This window comes from Brevundimonas sp., from assembly GCF_965227765.1.
In the GTDB taxonomy this organism is placed as follows: domain Bacteria; phylum Pseudomonadota; class Alphaproteobacteria; order Caulobacterales; family Caulobacteraceae; genus Brevundimonas.
This window is the reverse complement of the sequence record NZ_OZ245778.1, coordinates 3210720-3230569: the sequence shown is the minus strand read 5'-3', so window position 1 is coordinate 3230569 and position 19850 is coordinate 3210720. Positions and strand designations below refer to the sequence as shown.

The following is a 19850-nucleotide window of genomic DNA, read 5'->3' as shown; positions in this document are numbered from 1 at the left end:
GTCACAGAAGATGACGCGGGCTAGGGAATACAGGAACGCCGCGATCGCCGTTCAGGTGGTCGGGCCATGAGCCGGGAGCCGTCCATGCGTCTTACTCGAATTCTCCGTAACACCGCCTCGGTTGCGGTCGTCAGCGCCGCGGCCTTCGGCTTCGCCGGCGTCGCCGCTGCACAGGACGCGCCGTCCAGCGTCGACGACATCATCGTCACCGCCCAGAAGCGCGAGCAGAGCCTTCAGGATGTGCCGATCGTGGTCACGACCCTGAATGAGGCCGCCCTGAACGGTGCGGGCGTTCGCGACATCAAGGATCTGCAGATCCTGACCCCCGGCCTGATCGTCACCTCGACGACCAGTGAATCGGTGACCACCGCCCGGATCCGCGGCGTCGGCACGGTCGCCGACAACCCCGGCATCGAAAGCTCGGTCGGCATCGTCATCGACGGCGTCTATCGCTCGCGCAACGGCGTCGGCTTCGGCGACCTGGGCGAGCTCAGCCGCATCGAGGTCCTGAAGGGACCCCAGGGCACCCTGTTCGGCAAGAACACCTCGGCCGGCGTTATCAACATCATCTCGGAACAGCCCTCGTTCACTCCGGGCGCAGAAGTCGAGATCACCGGCGGCAACTTCAACGCCTGGGGCGCTTCGGCCTCGGTGACCGGACCGCTCAGCGAGCAGATCGCGGGTCGCTTCTACATCGCCAAGCGCGAGCGCGACGGCTTCTACGACGTCAACGTCGTGAACGGCCCGCGCACCGAGACCGATGACCAGAACCAGAACTTCTGGACCGCTCGCGGCCAGCTTCTGATCCTGCCCTCCGACACGGCCTCGATCCGTCTGATCGCCGACTATTCGAAGCGCGAAGAATACTGCTGCGTCGCCAGCCAGGTCGTCACCGGCCCGACCGGCGCGATCGTCAACCTGGTGACCCCGGGCGGGGAGGGCATCCGTGGCCCCATCTCCCCCAACTACGCCAACCGCAATGAACTGCCCTTCTCTCGCGATGTCTTCGCCAACCGCGAGACGAGCCAGGAAATCGAGGACATGGGCATCTCGGCGGAAGCCAATATCGACATCACCAGCTGGAACGCCTCGCTGACGTCGATCACGGCCTTCCGCTCGTGGGAGACGGTGAACGGTTCCGACATCGACTTTACCGGCGCCGACCTCTTCTACCGCCTGCCGAACGGCGACTTCAGCTTCGGCCTGGATCAGATGAGCCAGGAGTTCCGCCTGGCCGGTACGACTGACCGGTTCGACTGGCTGGTCGGCGTCATCGGTTCGAAGGAGGACCTGCAGCGCAACGACAGCTTCATCTTCGGCGCGGCCTGGAACCCCTATCTGTCGGGCCTGCTGGCCAGCCAGCTCGCCCCGGCGATCGCCGGCGCCCTGGGCGACCCCTCGCTGGCGCCGTCGCTGATCCCGGTCATCGCGCCCAACGTCCTGTCCTGCCTGACCGCGCCCTTCCCGGCCAACGTCCTTTGCGGCGCACCGCCGACCTCGGGCGGAAACTTCTTCCTGGGCGGGCCGCCCATCGCGCCCGGCACCGGCTATGCCGCCGGATCGGGCTATGTGGACCGCTACGGCCAGGACTCGGACTCGATCGCGCTGTTCACCAACAACACCTGGCGCGCGACCGAACAGCTGCAGGTCACCCTGGGTCTGCGCTATACGCGTGAGAGCAAGACCCTCAACACGGCTCAGGACAACATCGGCGGCAATGGCGCCGTCTGCGCCGCCGCGCGTCAGAACCCGCTTCTGGCCGCCGGATCTCCGTTCAACGCCTTCCTGGGCGGCGGGCTCTGCATCAACCAGACCAACCCGGACTTCGACGGTCGCGCCTATACCCAGAAGTGGGACGACGACGATCTGTCGGGCAAGCTGGCGGTCCAGTACCGCTTCAGCCCCAGCCTGATGGTCTATGGTTCGGCCGCTCGCGGCTTCAAGGCCGGCGGCTTCAACCTGGAACGGTCTTCGGCTCCGACTTCGGCGACCAACAGCAACCCGACGCCGGTCGACGACACCTCCTTCGCCTCGGAAACCGTCGACAGCTATGAACTGGGCTTCAAGAGCACCCTGTTCGACCGTTCGCTGCTGTTCAACGTGACGGCCTATCAGCAGGACTTCCACGACTTCCAGCTGAACACCTTCGCCGGCATCGCCTTCATCGTCGAAACCATTCCCGAGCTGAACTCCAAGGGCGTGGACATGGACTTCGTCTGGTTCACCCCCATCGAGGGCCTGAGCCTGTCCGGCGGCGCCACCTATACCGACAGCACCTATGGCGAGTTCGGCGCGTCCGATCTGCAGGTTCCGTCGCGGTTCCCGGCTCTCAGCCTGCTGCCGGGCAATACCGTCTCGTTCGCGCCGGAATACACCGCGTCGGCGTCGATCGCCTTTGATCGCTCGATCGGCATGGGCCTGCGCGCGGGCTTCAACCTGTCGGCCAAGTACACGACCGAATACAACACGGGCTCGGACCTGCTGCCGGCCAAGATGCAGGACGCCTTCACCCTCCTCAACGGTCGCGTCACCATCGGCTCCGAAGGCGGCGGCTGGGCTCTGGATGTCTGGGGTCAAAACCTGACGGACGAGGAGTATTACCAGGTCGTGTTCAACGGTCCGCTGCAAGGCAGCCCGTTCTCGGCGACGCAACAGACGGACGGCAGCTTCTACAATCCGGCCGCCGACACCACGACCTACAACGCCTTCCTGGGCGCGCCCCGCACGTTCGGCGCGACCCTTCGCCTCAAATACTGATCACCCGCCAAGGGTGACGACTTCAGCCGGCCGGGGGAAACCCCGGCCGGCTTTTTATTGTGCGCAGGGAAGTCTCAGGCGCCTGGGCGGCGCCTTCAGGCCTCAGCCCCCGGCGAGGCCTGGGCCGAAGATGGCGATGGCTGCGACCACGCCGCCGATGACGGCAGCAGCGGCGCCGGCCACGAAGGCCATGGCGGTGCGATTGCGGCGACGACGCATTCCGCCGGTCTTGACCGAGCGGATAATGACGGACGGCGTCCGGTTGAAGGCTTCCGAACCGCTGATGTTGTGCTGGGACATTTACGCGCTCCCCGACTGATGGCCCGCCCCGGACGTGGGACAGCCCTTCAAGGGACGCGAGGTGGGGCCAAACAAAGGCGAACAGCGCTCACCGACGAATCCGTGATCGGACGGATATCAGCCGCAATAGACCAATCGCCCGCTATAGGCCCGGTAATAGCCGCTTTGCGGGTCATAGGACCGATAGGCCGACCGGCACCATTCGATGCGGCCCTGATTGCGATTGCCGTAGCCGCCGTGCCCGTAACCCTGGCCATGACCCCCATAGGACGGGCCATAGCCGCCGGTCGGAACGGCATAGACTACATCAGGCTGGCCATAGGCTCCGTAATAGGTCGTGCCCCGTCCGTAGCCTCGACCCGACTGGCTGGAATAATAGTTGCGGCCGGCCTGGTTCCCATCGCCGCCACGGCCATAGCTCGCGTTGTAGCCATAGCCGTAACCACGCTGGTCTCGCCAAGAAGCGTTGCAGTCGTTGCGTCCGCGATCCCAATAGGCATCGCAGCGATAGTCGCCGGGCACGTCGCGCTGACCCCCGTAGCTGTAGTCGTAGCCGCCGCTGTAGGCGCCGCCATAATAGCCGCCCTGACCGTAACGGCCGTAATCCTGCTGGCCGCCACTCTGGTAGGCATAGGACTGCTGGTTCCCGTAACCCTGAGAGCCATAGCCCTGAGCTCCATGACCCTGGGACCCGTAATAGGCCTGGTTTGCGTAATGGTCCTGGGCGCCCGCCGTCGCCGGCAGGGGTGACAGCAGGACAGGAAGGGCGGCGAACGCGGCGATGGCTTTCATGGTTAACGCCTCCTGGCGGCCGATGTCCGGACCGCGATGTGAACGACGAAACGCCTACTGATTACGCGGACTGTGTTGGCCTACATATTGACGGTGATGACCCGGCCGCCGCGCGTCTCGATACGACGCATCAGCACGATCCGGTCGCCGCCGGCGCTGACCGGAGCGATCAGAAACCAGCCGCCGTCAGGCAGGCCCGAGAACGAGAACCGGCCATCGGCGCAGGTCGAAGAGCGGACGAAGGAGCGGTAGTCGGCATTGGGATCGGCGACGGTGCGGGCGCGCACGATGGCCTCGGGGATGGCGGCGCGCTCGGTCGAGCCATACAGGCTCTGGAACCGGGCACGGGTATATGGGGTGTCGGGCGTCAGCGCCACCGAGCCGGTGCAGCCATAGTCGACGCCCTCGCGCGAAAAGGCCACGCGGCCATCAATGCCGCCGCCGCCCGGACGCGCGGACCAGCCAAAGGCCTCGGTGCTGAAGGCCGACGACATGGGACCAGACGAGAAGGTCGCCGGCGCAGTCGCGCAGGCCGACAGGGCGCCCGCAACAAGGGCGATGGCGAGAAGGGGGCGGGTCGACATGGGCGTTTCCTTGGCGAACTCGGTGTGTCCGATGGTTTAGGCTTCGGGCGCAGATCTGGACCGGACTCGCGTCCGGGGCGATTCCGACTAACGCCTAACGCATCGCCCAAGGTCAAGGTTGCCGCTTGTCGCGCCCGGCGCCACAAGCGGGACAAATGCGTGCGCGGGACGGGTCCCGACGCCGCTCTCAGGCGCCGGGACAACGGCGCGACAGGAAGGCTCCATGACCGTCGTTTTCGCCGATATCCAGGCCGCCCAGGCGCGCATCGCCGGCCAGGTGGACCGCACGCCCGTGCGCCATTCGCGCCGCCTGTCCAAGCTGACCGGCGCCGAGGTCTGGGTGAAATACGACAACCTGCATTTCACCGGCAGCTTCAAGGAGCGGGGCGCCCTGAACCGGCTGATGCAGCTGACCGAGGCGGAAAAGGCGCGCGGCGTCGTCGCGGCCTCGGCCGGAAACCACGCCCAGGCCCTGGCCTATCACGGCGGACGGCTGGGCGTGCCCGTGACCATCGTCATGCCCGAGGGCACGCCCTTCACCAAGGTGGACGGCACCCGCAGCCACGGCGCCAATGTGGTCATCAAGGGCGCCGACTTCACCGGCTCGACGACCGAGGCCCATCGGCTGAGGGACGAGGAGGGCCTGATCTTCATCTCGGCCTTCGACGACGAGGGCGTGGTGGCGGGCCAGGGCGTCTGCGCCATCGAGTTCCTTGAGGACGCGCCCGATCTGGATGTGCTGATCATCCCCATCGGCGGCGGCGGTCTGATCGCCGGCTGTTCGGTGGCGGCCAAGGCCATCAAGCCGGACATCCGCATCTTCGGCGTCGAGGCGGCCATGTATCCGTCGTTTTCCGCACGCCGGAACGGGACCGAAGCGCGGTGCGGCGGCGCGACCATCGCCGAGGGGATCGCGGTCAAGGACGTGGGCGACATCCCCTTCGCTTTGGCCGATCCCCTGGTCGAGGATGTGCTGGTCTGCGCCGAGGAGGATTTCGAAAAGGCCGTGGCCTTCTACGCCACCTATGAAAAGACGGTGGCCGAAGGGGCGGGCGCCGGGGGGCTGGCGGCCCTGCTGGCCTATCCCGACACGTTCAGGGGCCTGAAGGTCGGGCTGGTGCTGTGCGGCGGCAATATCGATGCGCGGATGCTGGCCGTGGTGCTGAACCGCGAGATGGTGCGCGAGCGTCGGCTGATCGTCTATCGCATCCTGGGCGACGACCGGCCGGGGATGCTGTCGGCCATGGCGGCGGTGATCGGCGGCCTGGGCGGCAATATCATCGATGTGGTCCACAACCGCCTGGCTCTCGACGTCCCGGCCAAGGGCGCCGAGTTCGACATCATGGTCGAAACGCGCGATAGCGCCCACGCCGACGAGATCGGGCAGGCGTTGAAGGACAAGGGTTATGCGCTTCGGATGGGTTAGTGTTCTGAGTGTCGGGGTTCTGGCCTTGGCCGGATGTGGCCGCAGCGCCGTGTCGTCCGCCGACCTGGAACAGAACGCCCGCGCCGCCGCCTTCTTCATGGAGGCGAACGCCAAGGAAGAGGGCGTACAGACCCTGGCCAGCGGCCTGCAATACAAGGTCGTCCAGTCCGGTCCGTCCGGCGCGGCCAGCCCCGATTCCAACGATCTGGTGCGGGTCGATTACGAGGGCGCTCTGACCGACGGCACGGTGTTCGACAGCTCCTTCGCCAAGGGCCAGCCCTTCGTCACCTCGCCCGAACAGGTCGTGCCCGGCTGGACCGAGGCGCTGCAACGGATGAAGGCCGGCGACGAATGGCTGCTCTATGTGCCGCCGGCCCTGGGCTATGGCGAGCGCGGCGGGGGGACCAAGATCCCCGGCAATGCGGTGCTGGTGTTCCGCATCAAGCTGCTGGATGTCGCTCCGGTGCCAGGCGGCAACCGGGGCGTCGGCGTCGCGATGGGCTAGGGTTTCAGGTCTCCTCCCCGTTGCGCTACGCGACAGGGAGAGGGACCGGGTCTTCGCGGGGGAGGGTTCTTGACGCGGCCTCAGACTGCGCCTGCTTCAAGAACCCCTCCGTCTCGTCGCCAAGAGGCTCCGAGCCACCTCCCCATCGCTACGCGACAGGGAGGAGACCTTGTCGCCATTCGTTCTTTACGTCCTGATCCGTTTCGCTCGCCAGCCGCGCGGTTCTGAGGGCGGCGAACCCCTTCGCCTGCATCAGACGCGACGCCGCCCAGACCGCCGCGCCGCGCACCAGGGGCGAGGCGTCGTCCAGCAACCGCACAGCCGTCGCGACCAGGGCCTCGTCCCCGCTGTTGCCTACGGCGTACAGCACGTTGCGCACGAACCGATCGCGGCCGATCCGCTTGATCGGGCTTTTCGAGAACAGCGCCCGGAACGCCGCGTCATCCAGCGCCGCCAGGTCGGCCAGCCGGGGCGAGACCGAGGCCTCGCGCGCCTGCAACCGCGTCTCTTTCGAGGCGGCGGCGAACTTGTTCCAGGGGCAGACGGCCAGGCAGTCGTCGCAGCCATAGATGCGCGAGCCGGTCAGGGCGCGGAACTCCACCGGCCACGGCCCCGGATATTCGATGGTCAGATAGGACAGGCAGCGTCGGGCATCGAGCTGGAACGGCTGGGGAAAGGCCTTGGTCGGGCAGGCGTCGAGGCAGGCGGTGCAACTGCCGCAATGCTCGATCTCGGCCGGGTCCGGCTCATAGTCGGCGGCGCTAAGGATGACGCCCAGGAACAGCCAGTTGCCGTGCGTTCGACTGAGCAGGTTGGTGTGCTTGCCCTGCCAGCCCAGGCCGGCGCGCTGGGCCAGGGGTTTTTCCATCAGGGGAGCGGTATCGACGAAGACCTTGACCTCGGCGCCGGTCCGAGCCGCGACCTGGCCGGCCAGTTGCTTCAGCCGGCCCTTGATCAGCTCGTGATAGTCGTCGCCCCGCGCATAGACCGAGACATAGCCCGCCGAACGGTCGGCCATCTCGGGCAGGGGGTCGTGCTCGGGACCATAGTTGAGGCCCAGGACGATGGCGGTGCGGGCCTCCGACCACATGGCCGTGGGGTGGGCGCGGCGCTCCAGCGTCGTCTCCATCCAGCCCATGTCGCCGTGCCGCCCGGCCTCGACGAAATAGGCCAGCCGCTCGCCCGCGCTCCACGGCTCGGCGGCCGAGGCGAAGCGGCAGACGTCGAAGCCGAGGTCTGAGGCGGTCTTGCGGATGTGATCGCGGGGATCGGCGGGCATGAAAGCCTCATAGCCAATCCTCCCCCCTTGGGGGAGGTGGCGCGACGCCTCTTGGCGGCGTGACGGAGGGGGCTTCCCCTCGGCGACGGTGTTCCCGGTGGCCCCCTCCACCCCCGCGCAAGCGCGCGGCGGTCCCCCTCCCCCGATGGGGGAGGATTAAAAGTCCAAATCCGCGTAGTGGGGGGCGGCGGCCAGACCCTGGAATTTGTCGGCCAGCAGAGGGCGGAAACAGGGGCGCGACTTCAGCTTCATGTACCAGAGCTTCAGCGACGGATAGGACCGCCAACTGATCTCGCCGAAGTAATCCAGCACCGAGACGTGGGCCGCCGCGACCAGATCGGCCTGGCTGAGGCGGCGTCCGGCCAGCCATTCGCGCGAGGCGGCCAGGGGCTCCAGCATGGCCAGGTGATCCTTCAGCGCCGCGCGTCCGTCTCGCAGGGCCTTGGCCTCGGGCGGGCCGAGCCGCAGCAGGGGCTTCTCCAGCCGCTCATGCAGCAGGACGGCGTTGACCTCGTCGGTGAAGCGGCGGTCGAACCAGGCGGTCAGGCGCCGGGCCTCGCCCCGTTCCGCATGGTCGGTCGACAGCAGAAGCGGTGTCTTCTGCTTGTCCTCGATCCAGCCCAGGATGGCGGGGGCCTCGCACAGGGTCAGGGGCTTGCCCGCCTCGGTGGTCTGCAACACGGGCGGCATTCCGGACGGGTTCAGTCCCGCGACCGGACAGTCGGGCTCCCACGGGCGGACCACGATCTCCTCGTGGGCGATCTTGGCCTCTCCCAGCGCCAGACGCGCGGAGCGGGAACCGGGATCGAAGGGGAAATGATACAGGACTGCGGCCGACATGGCCGATCCTTGCGCGCAACGACGTTAAATCCGCGTTTACTGCGTCGCGATGACGCGCGGAATCAGGCCCATGGCCCCTTGGGCGTCGTGACCGGTTCCGACGGCTCGCCGGGGGCGTCGCGAGGGGTCTCGGCGGCGGCTGTTACGGCCTCGGCGGCGGACCAGTCCACGGCGCCGCGCGGGTCGGGATGGATCAGGATGTCGGCACGCGGGATGGCGGCGCGGATGCGATCCTCGGCCGCCGTGACGATGGCATGGGCGTCGGCCAGGCTGAGGCTAGGCTCCAGATCGATATGCATCTGGATCATGGTCACCGGCCCGACGCTGCGGGTCCTCAGGGCGTGGACGCCGCCGATGCGGGTGTCTGACAGGACCGCCGTGGTGATGGCGCTGCGCTCAGTATCTCCGACCGAACGATCCAGCAGGGGATCGGCGGCGCTGCGCAACAGGCCGAACGCGCCCCAGAACAGCCAGACCGCCACCACCAGACCGGCGGCTGCGTCCAGACCGGGCGCGCCCAGCCAGGCGCCGGAGATGACGCCGATCAGGACCACGATCCCGGCGGCCATGTCGGCGGCGTAGTGGCTGCGGTCGCCTGCGACAGCTAGGGAGCCGGTCGCCTTGACCGCCCGGTCCTGCATCCAGATCAGGCCGCCGGTCACCAGGATGGAGATGACGATCACCCCCACGGCCCAGCCGCCCGCCTCGACCGGGCGAGGATCGAACATCCGCTGGACGGCCTCCAGCCCGATGAAGACGGCCGAGGCCAGGATCAGCCCGGCCTGGACCAGGGCCGCCATGGCCTCGCCCTTGCCGTGACCGAAGCGGTGCTCCTCGTCCGGCGGGGCGGCGGCCCAGCGCACGGCGAAGAAGGTCACCAGCGAGGCCGCGAGGTCCAGGGAACTGTCGGCCAGAGAGGCCAGGATCGACACCGACCCCGAAGCCCCCAGGGCGAAGGCCTTAAGCGCGATCAGCACCACGGCGGTGGCGACCGACAGGGTGGTGATGCGCCGCGTAATGGCATCGGCTTCGGCGGCGGTCGGGACGTTGGAGGTCATCGAGACCCTTGTCGCCGAATCGCCCGCCCTTGCCAATGCCGGGCTGCTGGGCAAGGGTGGCTTGACGGTAAGCTTGACGTTGGCGACCGGCCACGAAAACGCCTCACGACGGGCGCGGACTGCGTGTCCAGGCCGGGTTGCGAGGACGCCGACGAGGCCGGGAATTGGGACGCGGGGGCGCATGACCAAGACCGAACGCTGGATCGCGCGCGACGAGGCCCTGTCGCGTCTGCGGATCAAGACCCAGACGCTCTATGCCTATGTCAGTCGGGGTCGGATCGCCGCCCGGCCCGATCCGGCCAATCCGCGCCGCAGCCTGTACGCCGTCGAGGACGTGCAGAGGCTGATCAGTGGCGAGGCCTCGTCGCCGTCCGCCGACATCCTGCCGTTCGAGGGACCGCCGCTGCGGGGTGAGGCCCTGGTGCAGTCATCGTTGACGGTCATCGCCGGGGGCAATCTGTTCTATCGCGGTCGCGACGCCGTCGATCTGTCCGAAACGGCCACGGCCGAGGAAACAGCCGCTCTGTTGTGGGATCTGCCGCAAGCCCAGATGTTCGCCGGCATCGCCCCGCGCCTGACCAATGCCGGGGGCGTCACCGCCCGGATGCGGCTGTTCTCGGCCCTGGCCCGGCGCGCCGAAGAGGATGCGCCCGCGACGGGCCGGTCGCTTGACGCGTTGAAGGCCGAGGCGGCGGCTGTCCTGAACGAGGCCGTCGACGCCATCGCCGGGCCGGGCCCGAGGCTCTATTTCCACCAGCGCCTGGGTCGGGGCTGGAAGGTGGTCGAGCGCGACAATCCGCTGATCCGCCGCGCCCTGGTCCTGGCCGCCGACGAGGCGGTCGATCCCTGCGTGGTCGCCACCCGCGCTGCTGCCGGGGGCGGAGCCTCGCCAGCCGCCGCGGCCTTCGCAGGTCTGGCGACATTCTCGGCCTCGCCGCTGTACGCCTCCGTCGCCCGCGCCGCGGTCTTCGTGCAGGAGGCGCGGCGTGAGCCCGCAGCCGTCATCGCCCGCCGCATCGCGCGCGACGGCGTCCTGCCCGGCTTCACCGACGACACCTGGCCCTCGGCCGACCCCCGCGCCGAGGCCCTGCTGCTGGCCGCCGACCTGCCTGCCGATCTCAGCGCGGTGTTGCAGCAGGGCGAGGCGATCTCCGGCAATCCGCCGGGGTTCGACCTGGCCCTGGCCCTGCTGGCGCGGCGACTGGACCTGCCCAGAGACGGCGCCTGCGACCTTTTGCTTGTCGGTCGATTGATCGGATTGCTGGGTCATGCCCTGGATCAGGTCAGTGACGGGTCGCCAATCGCCGCAAGGTTGCGCTATGTCGGCCCTCGACCCGGCGCCGGCTGACATTCATCCGACGGCGCCCATCCACCGAGGAACGGCATGACGGACTGGCTTGCGGCGATCATCCTGGGCCTCGTCGAGGGGCTGACCGAGTTCATCCCCGTGTCCTCGACCGGTCACCTGCTGCTGACCCAGCATCTGCTGGGCCTGACGGACGGCCGCTGGAGTTCATTCGTCGTTCTGATCCAGCTGGGGGCGATCCTGGCGGTCGTCGCTCTGTATTTCCAGCGACTATGGGGCGTGCTGATCCGCCTGCCGACCGATCCCACGGCGCGCCATTTCGCCATCAGCATCGCGGTGGCCTTCCTGCCGTCGCTTCTGGCCGGCGCCTTTCTCTATGACTTCATCAAGCAGTATCTGTTCGAGAGCCTGGTCACGATCTGCGTCTCGCTGATCGTCGGCGGCTTTCTGTTGCTGGCGCTGGAGCGCTGGGCCCCCAAGCCGACCAGTGACGACGCCATGACCGTCAGCTGGAAGAAGTCGCTGCTGATCGGCCTGTTCCAGTGCCTGTCGCTGGTGCCGGGCGTATCCCGCTCGGGGGCCACGATCTCGGGCGGGCTGGTGCTGGGCCTGCAAAAGCCCGCCGCCGCCGAGTTCTCGTTTTTCCTGGCCATCCCGACCATGGTCGGCGCCTTCACCTATGATCTGATCAAGGACGGGGCGGGGATCGACCCCGATTTCGCCTGGCTGATCGCCATCGGCTTCGTCACATCCTTCGTCAGCGGCCTGATCGTCATCCGTTGGATGCTGAACGTGGTGGCCAAGCATGGCTTCACGCCCTTCGCCTGGTGGCGGATCGCGGCGGGGAGCGCTGGCCTGGCGATGATCTGGGGCGGGCTGCTGGGCTAGGGCCTCAGGCCGGGAGCGGAAGCTCGCCGCTGGCCGACGGGTTCTCGGCGAACTGGCCGCCCTGGCGATAGCGCCACAGATAGGACGGGGCGATGGCCTCCAGTCCGGTGGGTTCGATGCCGAGTTCAGCCAGGCCCTCGGCGCTCTCGGCGACGACATTGTCGCTCTGCAGCAGCACCACCTGATCGCGCGTCAGGACGGGCGGGATGCCCACGATCGCGGTCAGTTGCGCGAACCCGCCGATGATCTTGGCGAGGAAGAAGGGCAGGGGCGCCAGCATCCGCTGTTCGCGGCGCGTCTCGCGCAGGATGTATTTCAGGATGGCCTCGAACGACCAGACCGCCGGTCCGCCCAGCTCGAAGGTGCGGCCGCCCACGTCGGCGCGGCCTGTGGCGCGCGCGATGGCCTCGGCGACATCGCCGACATAGACGGGCTGGAATTTGGTCTGGCCGCCGCCGATCAGGGGCAGGGCCGGGGCCATCGTCGCCATCTTGGCGAAGCGGTTGAGGAAGCCGTCGCCCTTGCCGAAGATGATGGAGGGCCGCAGCACCACCGCGTCGGGCTTGACCTCGCGCACGGCCATTTCGGCGGCGGCCTTGGTGCGGGCGTAGTCGCTGTCGCTCTCGGGATTGGCGCCGATGGCCGAGACCTGGACCAGCCGGTCGACGCGCAGGGCGGCGCAGGCCTCGGCGATGTTGCGCGAGCCCTCGACGTGCAGGCGTTCGAAGCTGCGTTTGCCGCCTTCGTGCAGGATGCCGACCAGGTTTACGGCCGCATTCGCGCCCCTCAGCGCCGACGCCACGTCCGCCGGATCAGTGATGTCGCAGCGCACCGGCTGGATCTGGCCCACGTCGCCCTGAGGCTTGAGTGCATAGGCCAGGGTGGGCTTTCTGACGGCGACGCGCACGCGCCAGCCGTCGCGGGCCAGGGCGCGAACGGCCTGGGCGCCGACGAAGCCCGATCCGCCGAACACGGTGACCAGGCCGGGACCGAAGGCCGCAGGGCTGGTGGTGCGGGTGTCAGTCATCGGGGCGGCTCTCTCGAAAAATAAATTGCGGGCGCGAGAAGCCCGTCCTGCGGGGGATAGACGATGCGCCGACGCCTCGCAACGCGCCCGCGAGACCCTGTCCGTGAAGCTGTCTTCGAAAGAGTGTCATCAAGCTGTTGACCGGCCCGGATCACTGCCTTAAGGGTCCGCGCCTTCCCGACGGAAACGGCTTTCAAGCCCGCTCCGCAGGAGGCCCAGGTGGCGGAATTGGTAGACGCGCTGGCTTCAGGTGCCAGTGATCGAAAGGTCGTGGAGGTTCGAGTCCTCTCCTGGGCACCAATTCTCAAAGGCGTCGTGTCGCAAGACACGGCGCCTTTTGTGTTTTCGGGCATTTTTGCTTGGAGAAGGCGCCTATCGCTTCGGCCGCGGGCCTCCGCTACTTGAGGCCTGATCCAGTCGTGCGGGTTGTTTTGGCCGCGCTCGACTGCATGTGTATGCTCACCCGATGAAAGCCTTCCGCCCATGACCGTCCATTTCCACGAGGGTGACCTGCCCGACGGCCTCGACCTGGGGCCGGAAGTCGCCGTCGATTCCGAGACCATGGGCCTGCGTTATGGCCGCGACCCCCTGTGCGTAGTGCAGTTGTCGTCCGGCGACGGCGACGCCCACGTCGTGCGGCTGAACCGGCCCGCCTATGACTGCCCCAACCTGAAGCGGCTGATGGCCGATCCGGACGTGCTGAAGATCTTCCACTTCGGCCGCTTCGACATCGCCATGATGCAGCTGCACCTGGGGGTCGAGACCCGCCCGGTCTATTGCACCAAGATCGCCTCCAAGCTGGCCCGCACCTATACCGACCGGCATGGCCTGAAGGACGTGGCGCGCGAGATGGCCGGGGTCGACCTGTCCAAGGCCCAGCAGTCGTCCGACTGGGGCGCCGCCGTCCTGTCGCAGGCCCAGCTGGAATATGCGGCCTCGGACGTTCTGTATCTGCACGCCATCAAGACCCGGCTGGACATGATGCTGGAGCGCGAGGGGCGGTTCGAGCTGTCGCGCAAATGTTTCGACTTCCTGCCGACGCGGTCGCAGCTCGATCTGGCGGGCTGGGACGAAATCGACATCTTCGCGCATAGCTAAGGGCCGATGACCGAGGGCTTCCCCGATCCTGGCGAGGACCGCCGCCGCGCCGACGAAGCCCGCCTGTCCGAGGCGGCCGATAAATGGCGTGCGCGCTCGCGGCGGGTGCGGCTGTATCGCCGGCTGCTGCCCATCCTGATCGTGGTTCTGGCCGGCGGCGCCCTGACCTGGACAGTGTTCCGCACGGTGATGTCGGGGGTCGAGCGCAAGGCCAGCGAAAGCCGTGAAATCCGCCTCGACAACCCCATGTTCCACGGCCAGGACGCGCAAGGGCGCTCGTTCGTCATCGGCGCCCAGGGCGCGATCCGCGATCCTGCGACCGGGCGGTTCCGTCTGGTCGGCCCTCTGCTCAGGCTGAACCTGGGCGGGCGCAAGGTGACGGAGATTTCGGCCGATGGCGGCGTCTATGACGAGACCAAGCGCGCGGTCACGGTCGGTCCCAATGTGAAGATTTCGGACGGGGGGTCCGGTTTCACGTTGCTGACGCCAGAGGCCGTGATCGACACCACGACCGGCGTCATCACCGGATCCAAGGGCATCGAGGGGCGCGGACCCCTTGGAACCATTTCGGCTTCGTCCTATGCCATCTATGATCAGGGCGAGCGCGTCACCTTCAACGGCGCGGGCGAGACCAAGATCCGGGGCGTGTTCAACGCAGCGGGTTCCTGACGGATGAAACGGGCATGACGACCATGAAGCCATCAATCTTCGCGAGCATCGCCGTCGTCGCCCTGGCGGCAATCGGCGGCGTCGCCACCGCGCAAAGCCGCCAGGCGGTCAGCGACCAGCCCGTCATGGTGGGCGCCGACGGCGGCGAACTGACCGAGACCGGCTTCGCCCTGACCGGACGGGCCGAGGTGACACAGGGGGAAAACCGGATGCGCGCCGACGCCATCACCGGCGTGCGCTCCAACGGCGCGGTGACCCGCGTCACCGCCAACGGCAATGTCTATTACGTCACCCCGACCGAGACGATCCGGGGCGACCGAGCCGAATACAATGTCGCGACCGCCACCATCGTCATCTCGGGCGATGTCATTCTGACCCAGGGCCGCAACGTCCTGACGGGGGCGCGCCTGACATACAACACCGACACGGGGTCGGCGAACATGGACGGCGGTTCCAACAACCGCATCCAGGGCGTCTTCTATCCGCAAGGCCGCGCGAACTAGCCCCCGGGCCGGTCCGCCAGATTCCGCGTGGCGCGCAAGGAACTCTCCGCTCTGAACCTGGACGACGCCCCGGCGTCGACGGTTCCCGTTGCGTCACAGCCGGTCGCCGAAAAAGGCCTGCGCGTGCGCAACATCGCCCGCAGCTTCGGCCAGCGGCAGGTGGTGCGCGACGTCTCCCTGACCGTCCAGCGCGGCGAGGTCGCCGGCCTTCTGGGGCCGAACGGAGCGGGCAAGACCACCTGTTTCTACATGATCACCGGCCTGATCCCGGCGGATTCGGGCTCAATCTGGCTGGACGGCGAGGATGTCACCGCCCAGCCCATGTACCAGCGCGCCCGCATGGGCCTGGGCTATCTGGCGCAGGAAGCTTCGATCTTTCGCGGCATGACGGTCGAGCAGAACATCAAGGCGGTGGTCGAGCTGCGCGAGAGCGGCAAGGCCATCGAGGTCGAGACCACCCGCCTGCTGGAAGAACTGCATATCGACCACCTGCGCCACGCCCCGGCGCAAGGTCTGTCGGGCGGTGAGCGGCGCCGGGTCGAGATCGCCCGGTCCCTGGCGGGCAAGCCCAGCTTCATGCTGCTTGACGAGCCCTTCGCCGGCATCGACCCCCTGGCCATCGCCGACATCCGCCAGGTCATCCGCTATCTGGCGGGCGAGGGGATCGGCGTGCTGATCACCGACCACAATGTGCGCGAGACGCTGGATATCATCGACCGGGCCGCGATCATGGCGGGCGGAACGGTGCTGTTCGAAGGCACGCCTGACGAGATCATCCATGATCCCGAGGTGCGGCGCGTCTATCTGGGCGACCTCTACGGGTGATAGCCCCACAGACGTCGGTCGGCCCGACCGCTTAGACCGGCGTTAACCCCTTGGCGGCATTGTCGCCCTTAGCAAGTTCCGGGCCATGTCGGCCGGCGTGCTTAAGGGGTTGGGCGACGTGGTCGGGCAGAGGCTGGAAATCAGGCAGGGGCAGGGGCTCGTCATCACGCCCCAGCTGCAGCAGGCGATCAAGCTGCTGCAACTGTCGAACCAGGAACTGGACGAATACGTCGAGAGCGAACTCGAGAAGAACCCCCTTCTGTCGCGCGACGAGAGCGACGGCGCGTCCGACCGCGAAGGCGGCGATGCGGCCCGCGAGACGCCGGTCTCGACCCTGACGGAAAGTTCCGAACTCAGCTTCGGCGACAACGACGCGGCCGAACGCGGCGCCAGCGTGGATGTCGGCGACAGTGATCTTTATGGCGACGCTTCGCCGGGCGAGCGCGGCGCCGACCGGATGGGCGACGAGGCCCAGCCAGGCCTGTCCGACTGGTCCCAGGCCGGCAAGGGCGGATCCTTTTCCGACGGCGAGGGCGGCGAGCGGCCTGACCATCGCCAGGCGACCCTATGGGAGCATCTTCAGGCCCAGGCGTCCTCCGCCGGCTTCAGCGCCGCCGACCACGCCATCGCGCTCAGCCTGATCGACGGGGTGGACGAGGGCGGATACCTGCGCGGCGAACTGGCCGAGATCGCCGACCGCCTGGGCTGCGGCCTCGACCGCGTCGAGGCGGTGCTGGGCGCCTGTCACGGTTTCGAGCCGACCGGCGTCATGGCCCGGTCGGTGCCCGAATGCCTGAAGCTGCAACTGGTCGAGCGCAACCGCTTCGACCCGGCCATGGCGGCCCTGCTGGACAATCTGGACCTGCTGGCCAAACGCGACCTGTCGGGCCTGCGTCAGGTCTGCGGCGTCGACGGCGAGGACCTGGCCGAAATGATCGCGGAGCTGAAGGGTCTGACGCCGCGTCCGGGCGCCGGCTTCGGCGGCGAGACGGCCCAGACGGTCATCCCCGACGTCCATGTCCGCCCCGATCCGGCCGGCGGCTGGAAGGTCGAGCTGAACGCCGACACGCTGCCGCGTCTTCTGATGGACAAGCGCTATCACGCCACCATCGCGGCGGGGGCTCGCAGCGACACTGAGAAGACCTTCGTCGCCGAATGCGCCGCCCAGGCCAGTTGGCTGGTCAAGTCGCTGGACCAGAGGGCCAAGACCATCCTCAAGGTCGGGTCCGAGATCGTGCGCCAACAGGACGCTTTCCTGGCCTTCGGCGTCGAGTTCCTGAGACCGCTGAACCTGAAGACGGTCGCGGACGCCATCGGCATGCATGAATCGACCGTGTCGCGCGTCACATCGAACAAATACGTCTCGACCCCGCGCGGGGTGTTCGAGCTGAAATTCTTCTTCACGGCCTCTATCAACGCGACCGGAGACGGCGCGGCCCACTCCGCCGAGGCGGTCCGTCATCGCATCAAGTCGATGATCGATCACGAAGGTCGTGATGGCGACGTTTTGTCCGACGACCGGATTGTCGAACTTCTGAACGAGGCGGGCATCGATATCGCCCGACGCACCGTGGCGAAGTACCGGGAAGCGCTCAGGATTCCGTCCTCGGTCCAGCGCCGGCGGATGCTCAAGACGGCCTGACGCACACTTAAGCGTGACCGCAAATTCGATGATCTCCGTTGACACCAAAAGCGGACGGTCGCGTTCTACTCACATGCAAGTTCAAGTGAGCGGCAAGCACGTGGATGTCGGCGAAGCGTTAGGCTCGCGCATCTCCCAGGAACTCGAAGAGGGCGTCGGAAAATACTTCGAACGCGGCGGTGAAAACGCCGAGGTCGTGGTGTCCAAGGACGGCTTCGGCTTCAAGGTGGACTGTTGGGTCCGCCTGGCGTCGGGGCAGACCCTGGTCACGACGGGGAGCGGCGGCGACGCCCATTCCGCCTTCACGGAAAGTCTCGACAAACTCGAGAAGAGGGTGCGTCGCTACAAGCGTCGGCTGAAGGATCACCACACCGGTCCCAAGGGCTTGTCGCCCGAGAAAACCGAAATGGCGGCCGCAGCCGTCGCGCGCAGCATCGTGTTCCGCGATCCCGACACCGTCGAGGATGAAGACTTCGGCGATGCTGGAGCGGACGGCCCGCCGCCCGTCGGCATGGTCATCGCCGAAACCCAGTCCGAGATCCGCACCATCACGGTGGGACGGGCGGTGCTTGAGTTGGATATGACCGGCTATCCGGTCGTGCTGTTCCGCAATGCGGCCCATGGCGGCCTGTCGGTCGTCTATCGTCGTCCCGACGGAAATGTGGGCTGGATTGATCCAGAGCGCACGGTGACGAACGGCGCGGCCAACGGCGCCGACAAGGCCAATGGGCACAGTTCAGTAAGCGCTTAGGGCGCATAAGGCTTTCCCGCGACGGGCGAAACGTCTAAACGGCGCGCGCCCGTCCGGGATGGCCGAATGCCGCTGGAGGCGAAGCGTAGTTTCGGGGTTTGCTATGGATATTGGTGAATTGCTGGCGAAGGACGGCATCGTCCTGCGTGGCGGAGCCTCGTCTAAGCGCCAGGCTCTGCATGTCGTGGCCGAGGCTGCGGCCCAGGCTCTCGGCGTTCCCGAGGCTCAGGTGCTGGACGCCCTGATGGAGCGCGAAGCCCTGGGTTCCACCGGTCTGGGTTCGGGCGTGGCCGTGCCTCACGCCAGAATTCCTGGTCTATCCCAGGTTGTGGCCGTCTTCGTCCGACTGGATACGCCAGTGGCTTATGGTTCCGTGGATGATCGTCCGGTGGACCTGATGCTGGCCTTGTTCGCCCCGCCGCGCGATGGCGCGGCCCATCTGAGGGCGCTGGCGGCTGTGTCGCGCGCCATGCGTTCGCCCGAACTGCGCGAGCAACTTCGCCAGGCCCGCACCCCCGACGCCGTGCGCGCCCTGTTCGTGCGTGATCAGCAGCCCGCCACGGCGGCCTGAGGGCACCTCGCCAGGCCGACTTGGGTCAGGCCAAGTCCGTCAGGCCAAGTCTGGCGCCTGGATTCTTTCGCAACCTGCTTGAAGTGCGTCCCGGCTCGGTCAGTGCACCGAAACAGGCGCCAGTTCGTGCGCCACGGCGGCGGCAAAGGCCGTTTCGCGGTCCAGCATGACGGCCAGCCGCTCGCCGTCCGCGCTGTGGACGGCATAGAGGGTCTGCTCTGGATCGATCTCGACGCCATGGGCGTCGGTCTGCACATCCAGCAGGACATCGGCGGCCGTGATTTCGCGGACATAGACCAGGTCGGGAGCCCCCAGTCCGGCAAAGTCTTCCTTGGTCATTCTCGTGGGCGTCATGCGACCGCCTCCTTATATTCAGGTAACGCCCCAGATCAGGAGCGGTTCGGCGCCGATCCGGCGGCCGCGAAAGTCTGTCGTGGCGTCACCCCGCGCGGATCGGGATCCGTCGCACCGCCTCGGTGTGCTCTGGCCGCTTCAGGTCGACGTGCAGCAGGCCGTGGTCCAACGAGGCGTCCTCGACCTCGAGCCCATCGGCCAGGACGAAACTGCGCACGAAACCGCGCGCCGCGATGCCCCGATGCAGATAGGCCTGGGCTTCGCCGCCCTTGGCGTCCTCGCGCTTGCCCGCGATGGTCAGTTGCCGACCCTCCAGGCTGATCGCCAGGTCATCGGCGGTGAAGCCGGCCACCGCCAGGGTGATGCGGACCTCGCGCTCGCTCAGTTGCTCGACATTATAGGGGGGATAGCTTTCGGCCGCGGCCTTGGCGGCGCGGTCGATCAGGGCGCGTGTCTGATCGAACCCGAGCAGAAAGGGGCTGTCAAACAGCAGGGTGCGTGTCGTCATCGTCAGTCCTCGAAAAGCGACTGCGACACCGGCCATCCCCCTGAAGCGGCAAGACCCGGCGTCGTCCATAGGGATATGGTATTTGCAGGGGATCGCATCAAGCGGGCAGTGGAGCGGGCCTGTGAGTCGAGCGCCGGATTCCAGCCGCTTGATCCCCGGCGACCTTT

21 protein-coding genes and 1 tRNA gene are annotated in these 19850 nt (G+C 67.4%); 13 read left to right on the top strand and 9 right to left on the bottom strand.

Going from position 1 to position 19850, the window contains the following annotated elements:
* Nucleotides 1-84 precede the first annotated feature (84 nt).
* Nucleotides 85-2757: a TonB-dependent receptor gene (locus ACO05L_RS15495; protein ID WP_421730060.1), complete on the top strand. Its 2673-nt coding sequence runs from the start codon at nucleotides 85-87 to the stop codon at nucleotides 2755-2757.
* A 102-nt stretch (nucleotides 2758-2859) separates the two neighbouring features.
* On the opposite strand, the gene ACO05L_RS15490 is transcribed toward ACO05L_RS15495, so the two are convergent.
* The 3 genes from ACO05L_RS15490 to ACO05L_RS15480 form a co-directional block, all read right to left on the bottom strand.
* Entirely contained in the window at nucleotides 2860-3057 is a 198-nt protein-coding gene (locus tag ACO05L_RS15490) for a hypothetical protein (protein ID WP_421730059.1), read from the bottom strand.
* 117 nt (nucleotides 3058-3174) lie between these two features.
* Nucleotides 3175-3849 (bottom strand): hypothetical protein, encoded by a 675-nt coding sequence (locus tag ACO05L_RS15485; protein WP_421730058.1) that lies wholly within the window; start codon nucleotides 3847-3849, stop codon nucleotides 3175-3177.
* 80 nt (nucleotides 3850-3929) lie between these two features.
* Nucleotides 3930-4433, bottom strand: coding sequence for a hypothetical protein (locus tag ACO05L_RS15480; protein WP_421730057.1), 504 nt, complete (start codon nucleotides 4431-4433; stop codon nucleotides 3930-3932).
* Between the two features lie 223 nt (nucleotides 4434-4656).
* Between ACO05L_RS15480 and ACO05L_RS15475 the strand changes: the two genes are divergently transcribed.
* Together ACO05L_RS15475 and ACO05L_RS15470 are read left to right on the top strand one after the other, a co-directional pair.
* Nucleotides 4657-5859 carry a threonine ammonia-lyase gene (locus ACO05L_RS15475; protein WP_421730056.1) on the top strand — a complete coding sequence of 401 codons (1203 nt, stop codon included), beginning with the start codon at nucleotides 4657-4659 and terminating at the stop codon, nucleotides 5857-5859.
* Nucleotides 5840-6364 (top strand): FKBP-type peptidyl-prolyl cis-trans isomerase, encoded by a 525-nt coding sequence (locus ACO05L_RS15470; protein WP_421730055.1) that lies wholly within the window; start codon nucleotides 5840-5842, stop codon nucleotides 6362-6364. Before ACO05L_RS15475 ends, ACO05L_RS15470 begins: the two co-directional genes overlap by 20 nt.
* A 148-nt stretch (nucleotides 6365-6512) precedes the next feature.
* On the opposite strand, the gene queG is transcribed toward ACO05L_RS15470, so the two are convergent.
* The 3 genes from queG to ACO05L_RS15455 form a co-directional block, all read right to left on the bottom strand.
* Nucleotides 6513-7643: a tRNA epoxyqueuosine(34) reductase QueG gene (gene queG / locus ACO05L_RS15465; RefSeq protein WP_421730054.1), complete on the bottom strand. Its 1131-nt coding sequence runs from the start codon at nucleotides 7641-7643 to the stop codon at nucleotides 6513-6515.
* A 156-nt stretch (nucleotides 7644-7799) separates the two neighbouring features.
* Nucleotides 7800-8483 (bottom strand): glutathione S-transferase family protein, encoded by a 684-nt coding sequence (locus tag ACO05L_RS15460; protein WP_421730053.1) that lies wholly within the window; start codon nucleotides 8481-8483, stop codon nucleotides 7800-7802.
* Nucleotides 8484-8545: 62 nt separating this feature from the next.
* Entirely contained in the window at nucleotides 8546-9541 is a 996-nt protein-coding gene (locus ACO05L_RS15455) for a cation diffusion facilitator family transporter (RefSeq protein ID WP_421730052.1), read from the bottom strand.
* 181 nt (nucleotides 9542-9722) lie between these two features.
* Between ACO05L_RS15455 and ACO05L_RS15450 the strand changes: the two genes are divergently transcribed.
* Both ACO05L_RS15450 and ACO05L_RS15445 read left to right on the top strand, forming a co-directional pair.
* Complete coding sequence (locus tag ACO05L_RS15450; RefSeq protein ID WP_421730051.1) at nucleotides 9723-10889, top strand: citrate/2-methylcitrate synthase; 1167 nt, start codon at nucleotides 9723-9725, stop codon at nucleotides 10887-10889.
* Nucleotides 10890-10925: 36 nt separating this feature from the next.
* On the top strand, nucleotides 10926-11735 hold the full coding sequence (locus ACO05L_RS15445; protein ID WP_421730050.1) for an undecaprenyl-diphosphate phosphatase: 810 nt from the start codon (nucleotides 10926-10928) through the stop codon (nucleotides 11733-11735).
* 4 nt (nucleotides 11736-11739) lie between these two features.
* Here ACO05L_RS15445 and ACO05L_RS15440 read toward each other — a convergent pair whose 3' ends face one another.
* Nucleotides 11740-12762 carry a complex I NDUFA9 subunit family protein gene (locus tag ACO05L_RS15440; RefSeq protein WP_421730049.1) on the bottom strand — a complete coding sequence of 341 codons (1023 nt, stop codon included), beginning with the start codon at nucleotides 12760-12762 and terminating at the stop codon, nucleotides 11740-11742.
* 213 nt (nucleotides 12763-12975) lie between these two features.
* On the opposite strand from ACO05L_RS15440, the gene ACO05L_RS15435 reads away from it, so the two are divergent.
* The 8 genes from ACO05L_RS15435 to ACO05L_RS15400 all read left to right on the top strand — a co-directional run bounded on the left by ACO05L_RS15435 (nucleotide 12976) and on the right by ACO05L_RS15400 (nucleotide 18821).
* Nucleotides 12976-13062, top strand: a tRNA-Leu gene (locus ACO05L_RS15435).
* 183 nt (nucleotides 13063-13245) lie between these two features.
* Nucleotides 13246-13860 (top strand): ribonuclease D, encoded by a 615-nt coding sequence (locus ACO05L_RS15430; RefSeq protein ID WP_421730048.1) that lies wholly within the window; start codon nucleotides 13246-13248, stop codon nucleotides 13858-13860.
* A 6-nt stretch (nucleotides 13861-13866) separates the two neighbouring features.
* Complete coding sequence (gene lptC, locus ACO05L_RS15425) at nucleotides 13867-14529, top strand: LPS export ABC transporter periplasmic protein LptC (protein WP_421730047.1); 663 nt, start codon at nucleotides 13867-13869, stop codon at nucleotides 14527-14529.
* A gap of 14 nt (nucleotides 14530-14543) precedes the next feature.
* On the top strand, nucleotides 14544-15032 hold the full coding sequence (locus ACO05L_RS15420; RefSeq protein WP_421730046.1) for an LptA/OstA family protein: 489 nt from the start codon (nucleotides 14544-14546) through the stop codon (nucleotides 15030-15032).
* Between the two features lie 27 nt (nucleotides 15033-15059).
* Nucleotides 15060-15857, top strand: coding sequence for an LPS export ABC transporter ATP-binding protein (gene lptB / locus ACO05L_RS15415; protein WP_421730045.1), 798 nt, complete (start codon nucleotides 15060-15062; stop codon nucleotides 15855-15857).
* Between the two features lie 85 nt (nucleotides 15858-15942).
* Entirely contained in the window at nucleotides 15943-17499 is a 1557-nt protein-coding gene (gene rpoN, locus ACO05L_RS15410; protein ID WP_421730044.1) for an RNA polymerase factor sigma-54, read from the top strand.
* Nucleotides 17500-17572: 73 nt separating this feature from the next.
* Nucleotides 17573-18250 (top strand): ribosome hibernation-promoting factor, HPF/YfiA family, encoded by a 678-nt coding sequence (gene hpf, locus ACO05L_RS15405; protein WP_421731708.1) that lies wholly within the window; start codon nucleotides 17573-17575, stop codon nucleotides 18248-18250.
* A gap of 103 nt (nucleotides 18251-18353) precedes the next feature.
* Nucleotides 18354-18821: a PTS sugar transporter subunit IIA gene (locus tag ACO05L_RS15400; RefSeq protein WP_421730043.1), complete on the top strand. Its 468-nt coding sequence runs from the start codon at nucleotides 18354-18356 to the stop codon at nucleotides 18819-18821.
* A 99-nt stretch (nucleotides 18822-18920) separates the two neighbouring features.
* On the opposite strand, the gene ACO05L_RS15395 is transcribed toward ACO05L_RS15400, so the two are convergent.
* Entirely contained in the window at nucleotides 18921-19175 is a 255-nt protein-coding gene (locus ACO05L_RS15395; RefSeq protein WP_421730042.1) for a DUF1150 family protein, read from the bottom strand.
* Nucleotides 19176-19260: 85 nt separating this feature from the next.
* A complete protein-coding gene (locus ACO05L_RS15390; RefSeq protein WP_421730041.1) occupies nucleotides 19261-19683 on the bottom strand; it encodes an Hsp20 family protein in 423 nt (140 codons plus the stop codon).
* Nucleotides 19684-19850: the final 167 nt, after the last annotated feature.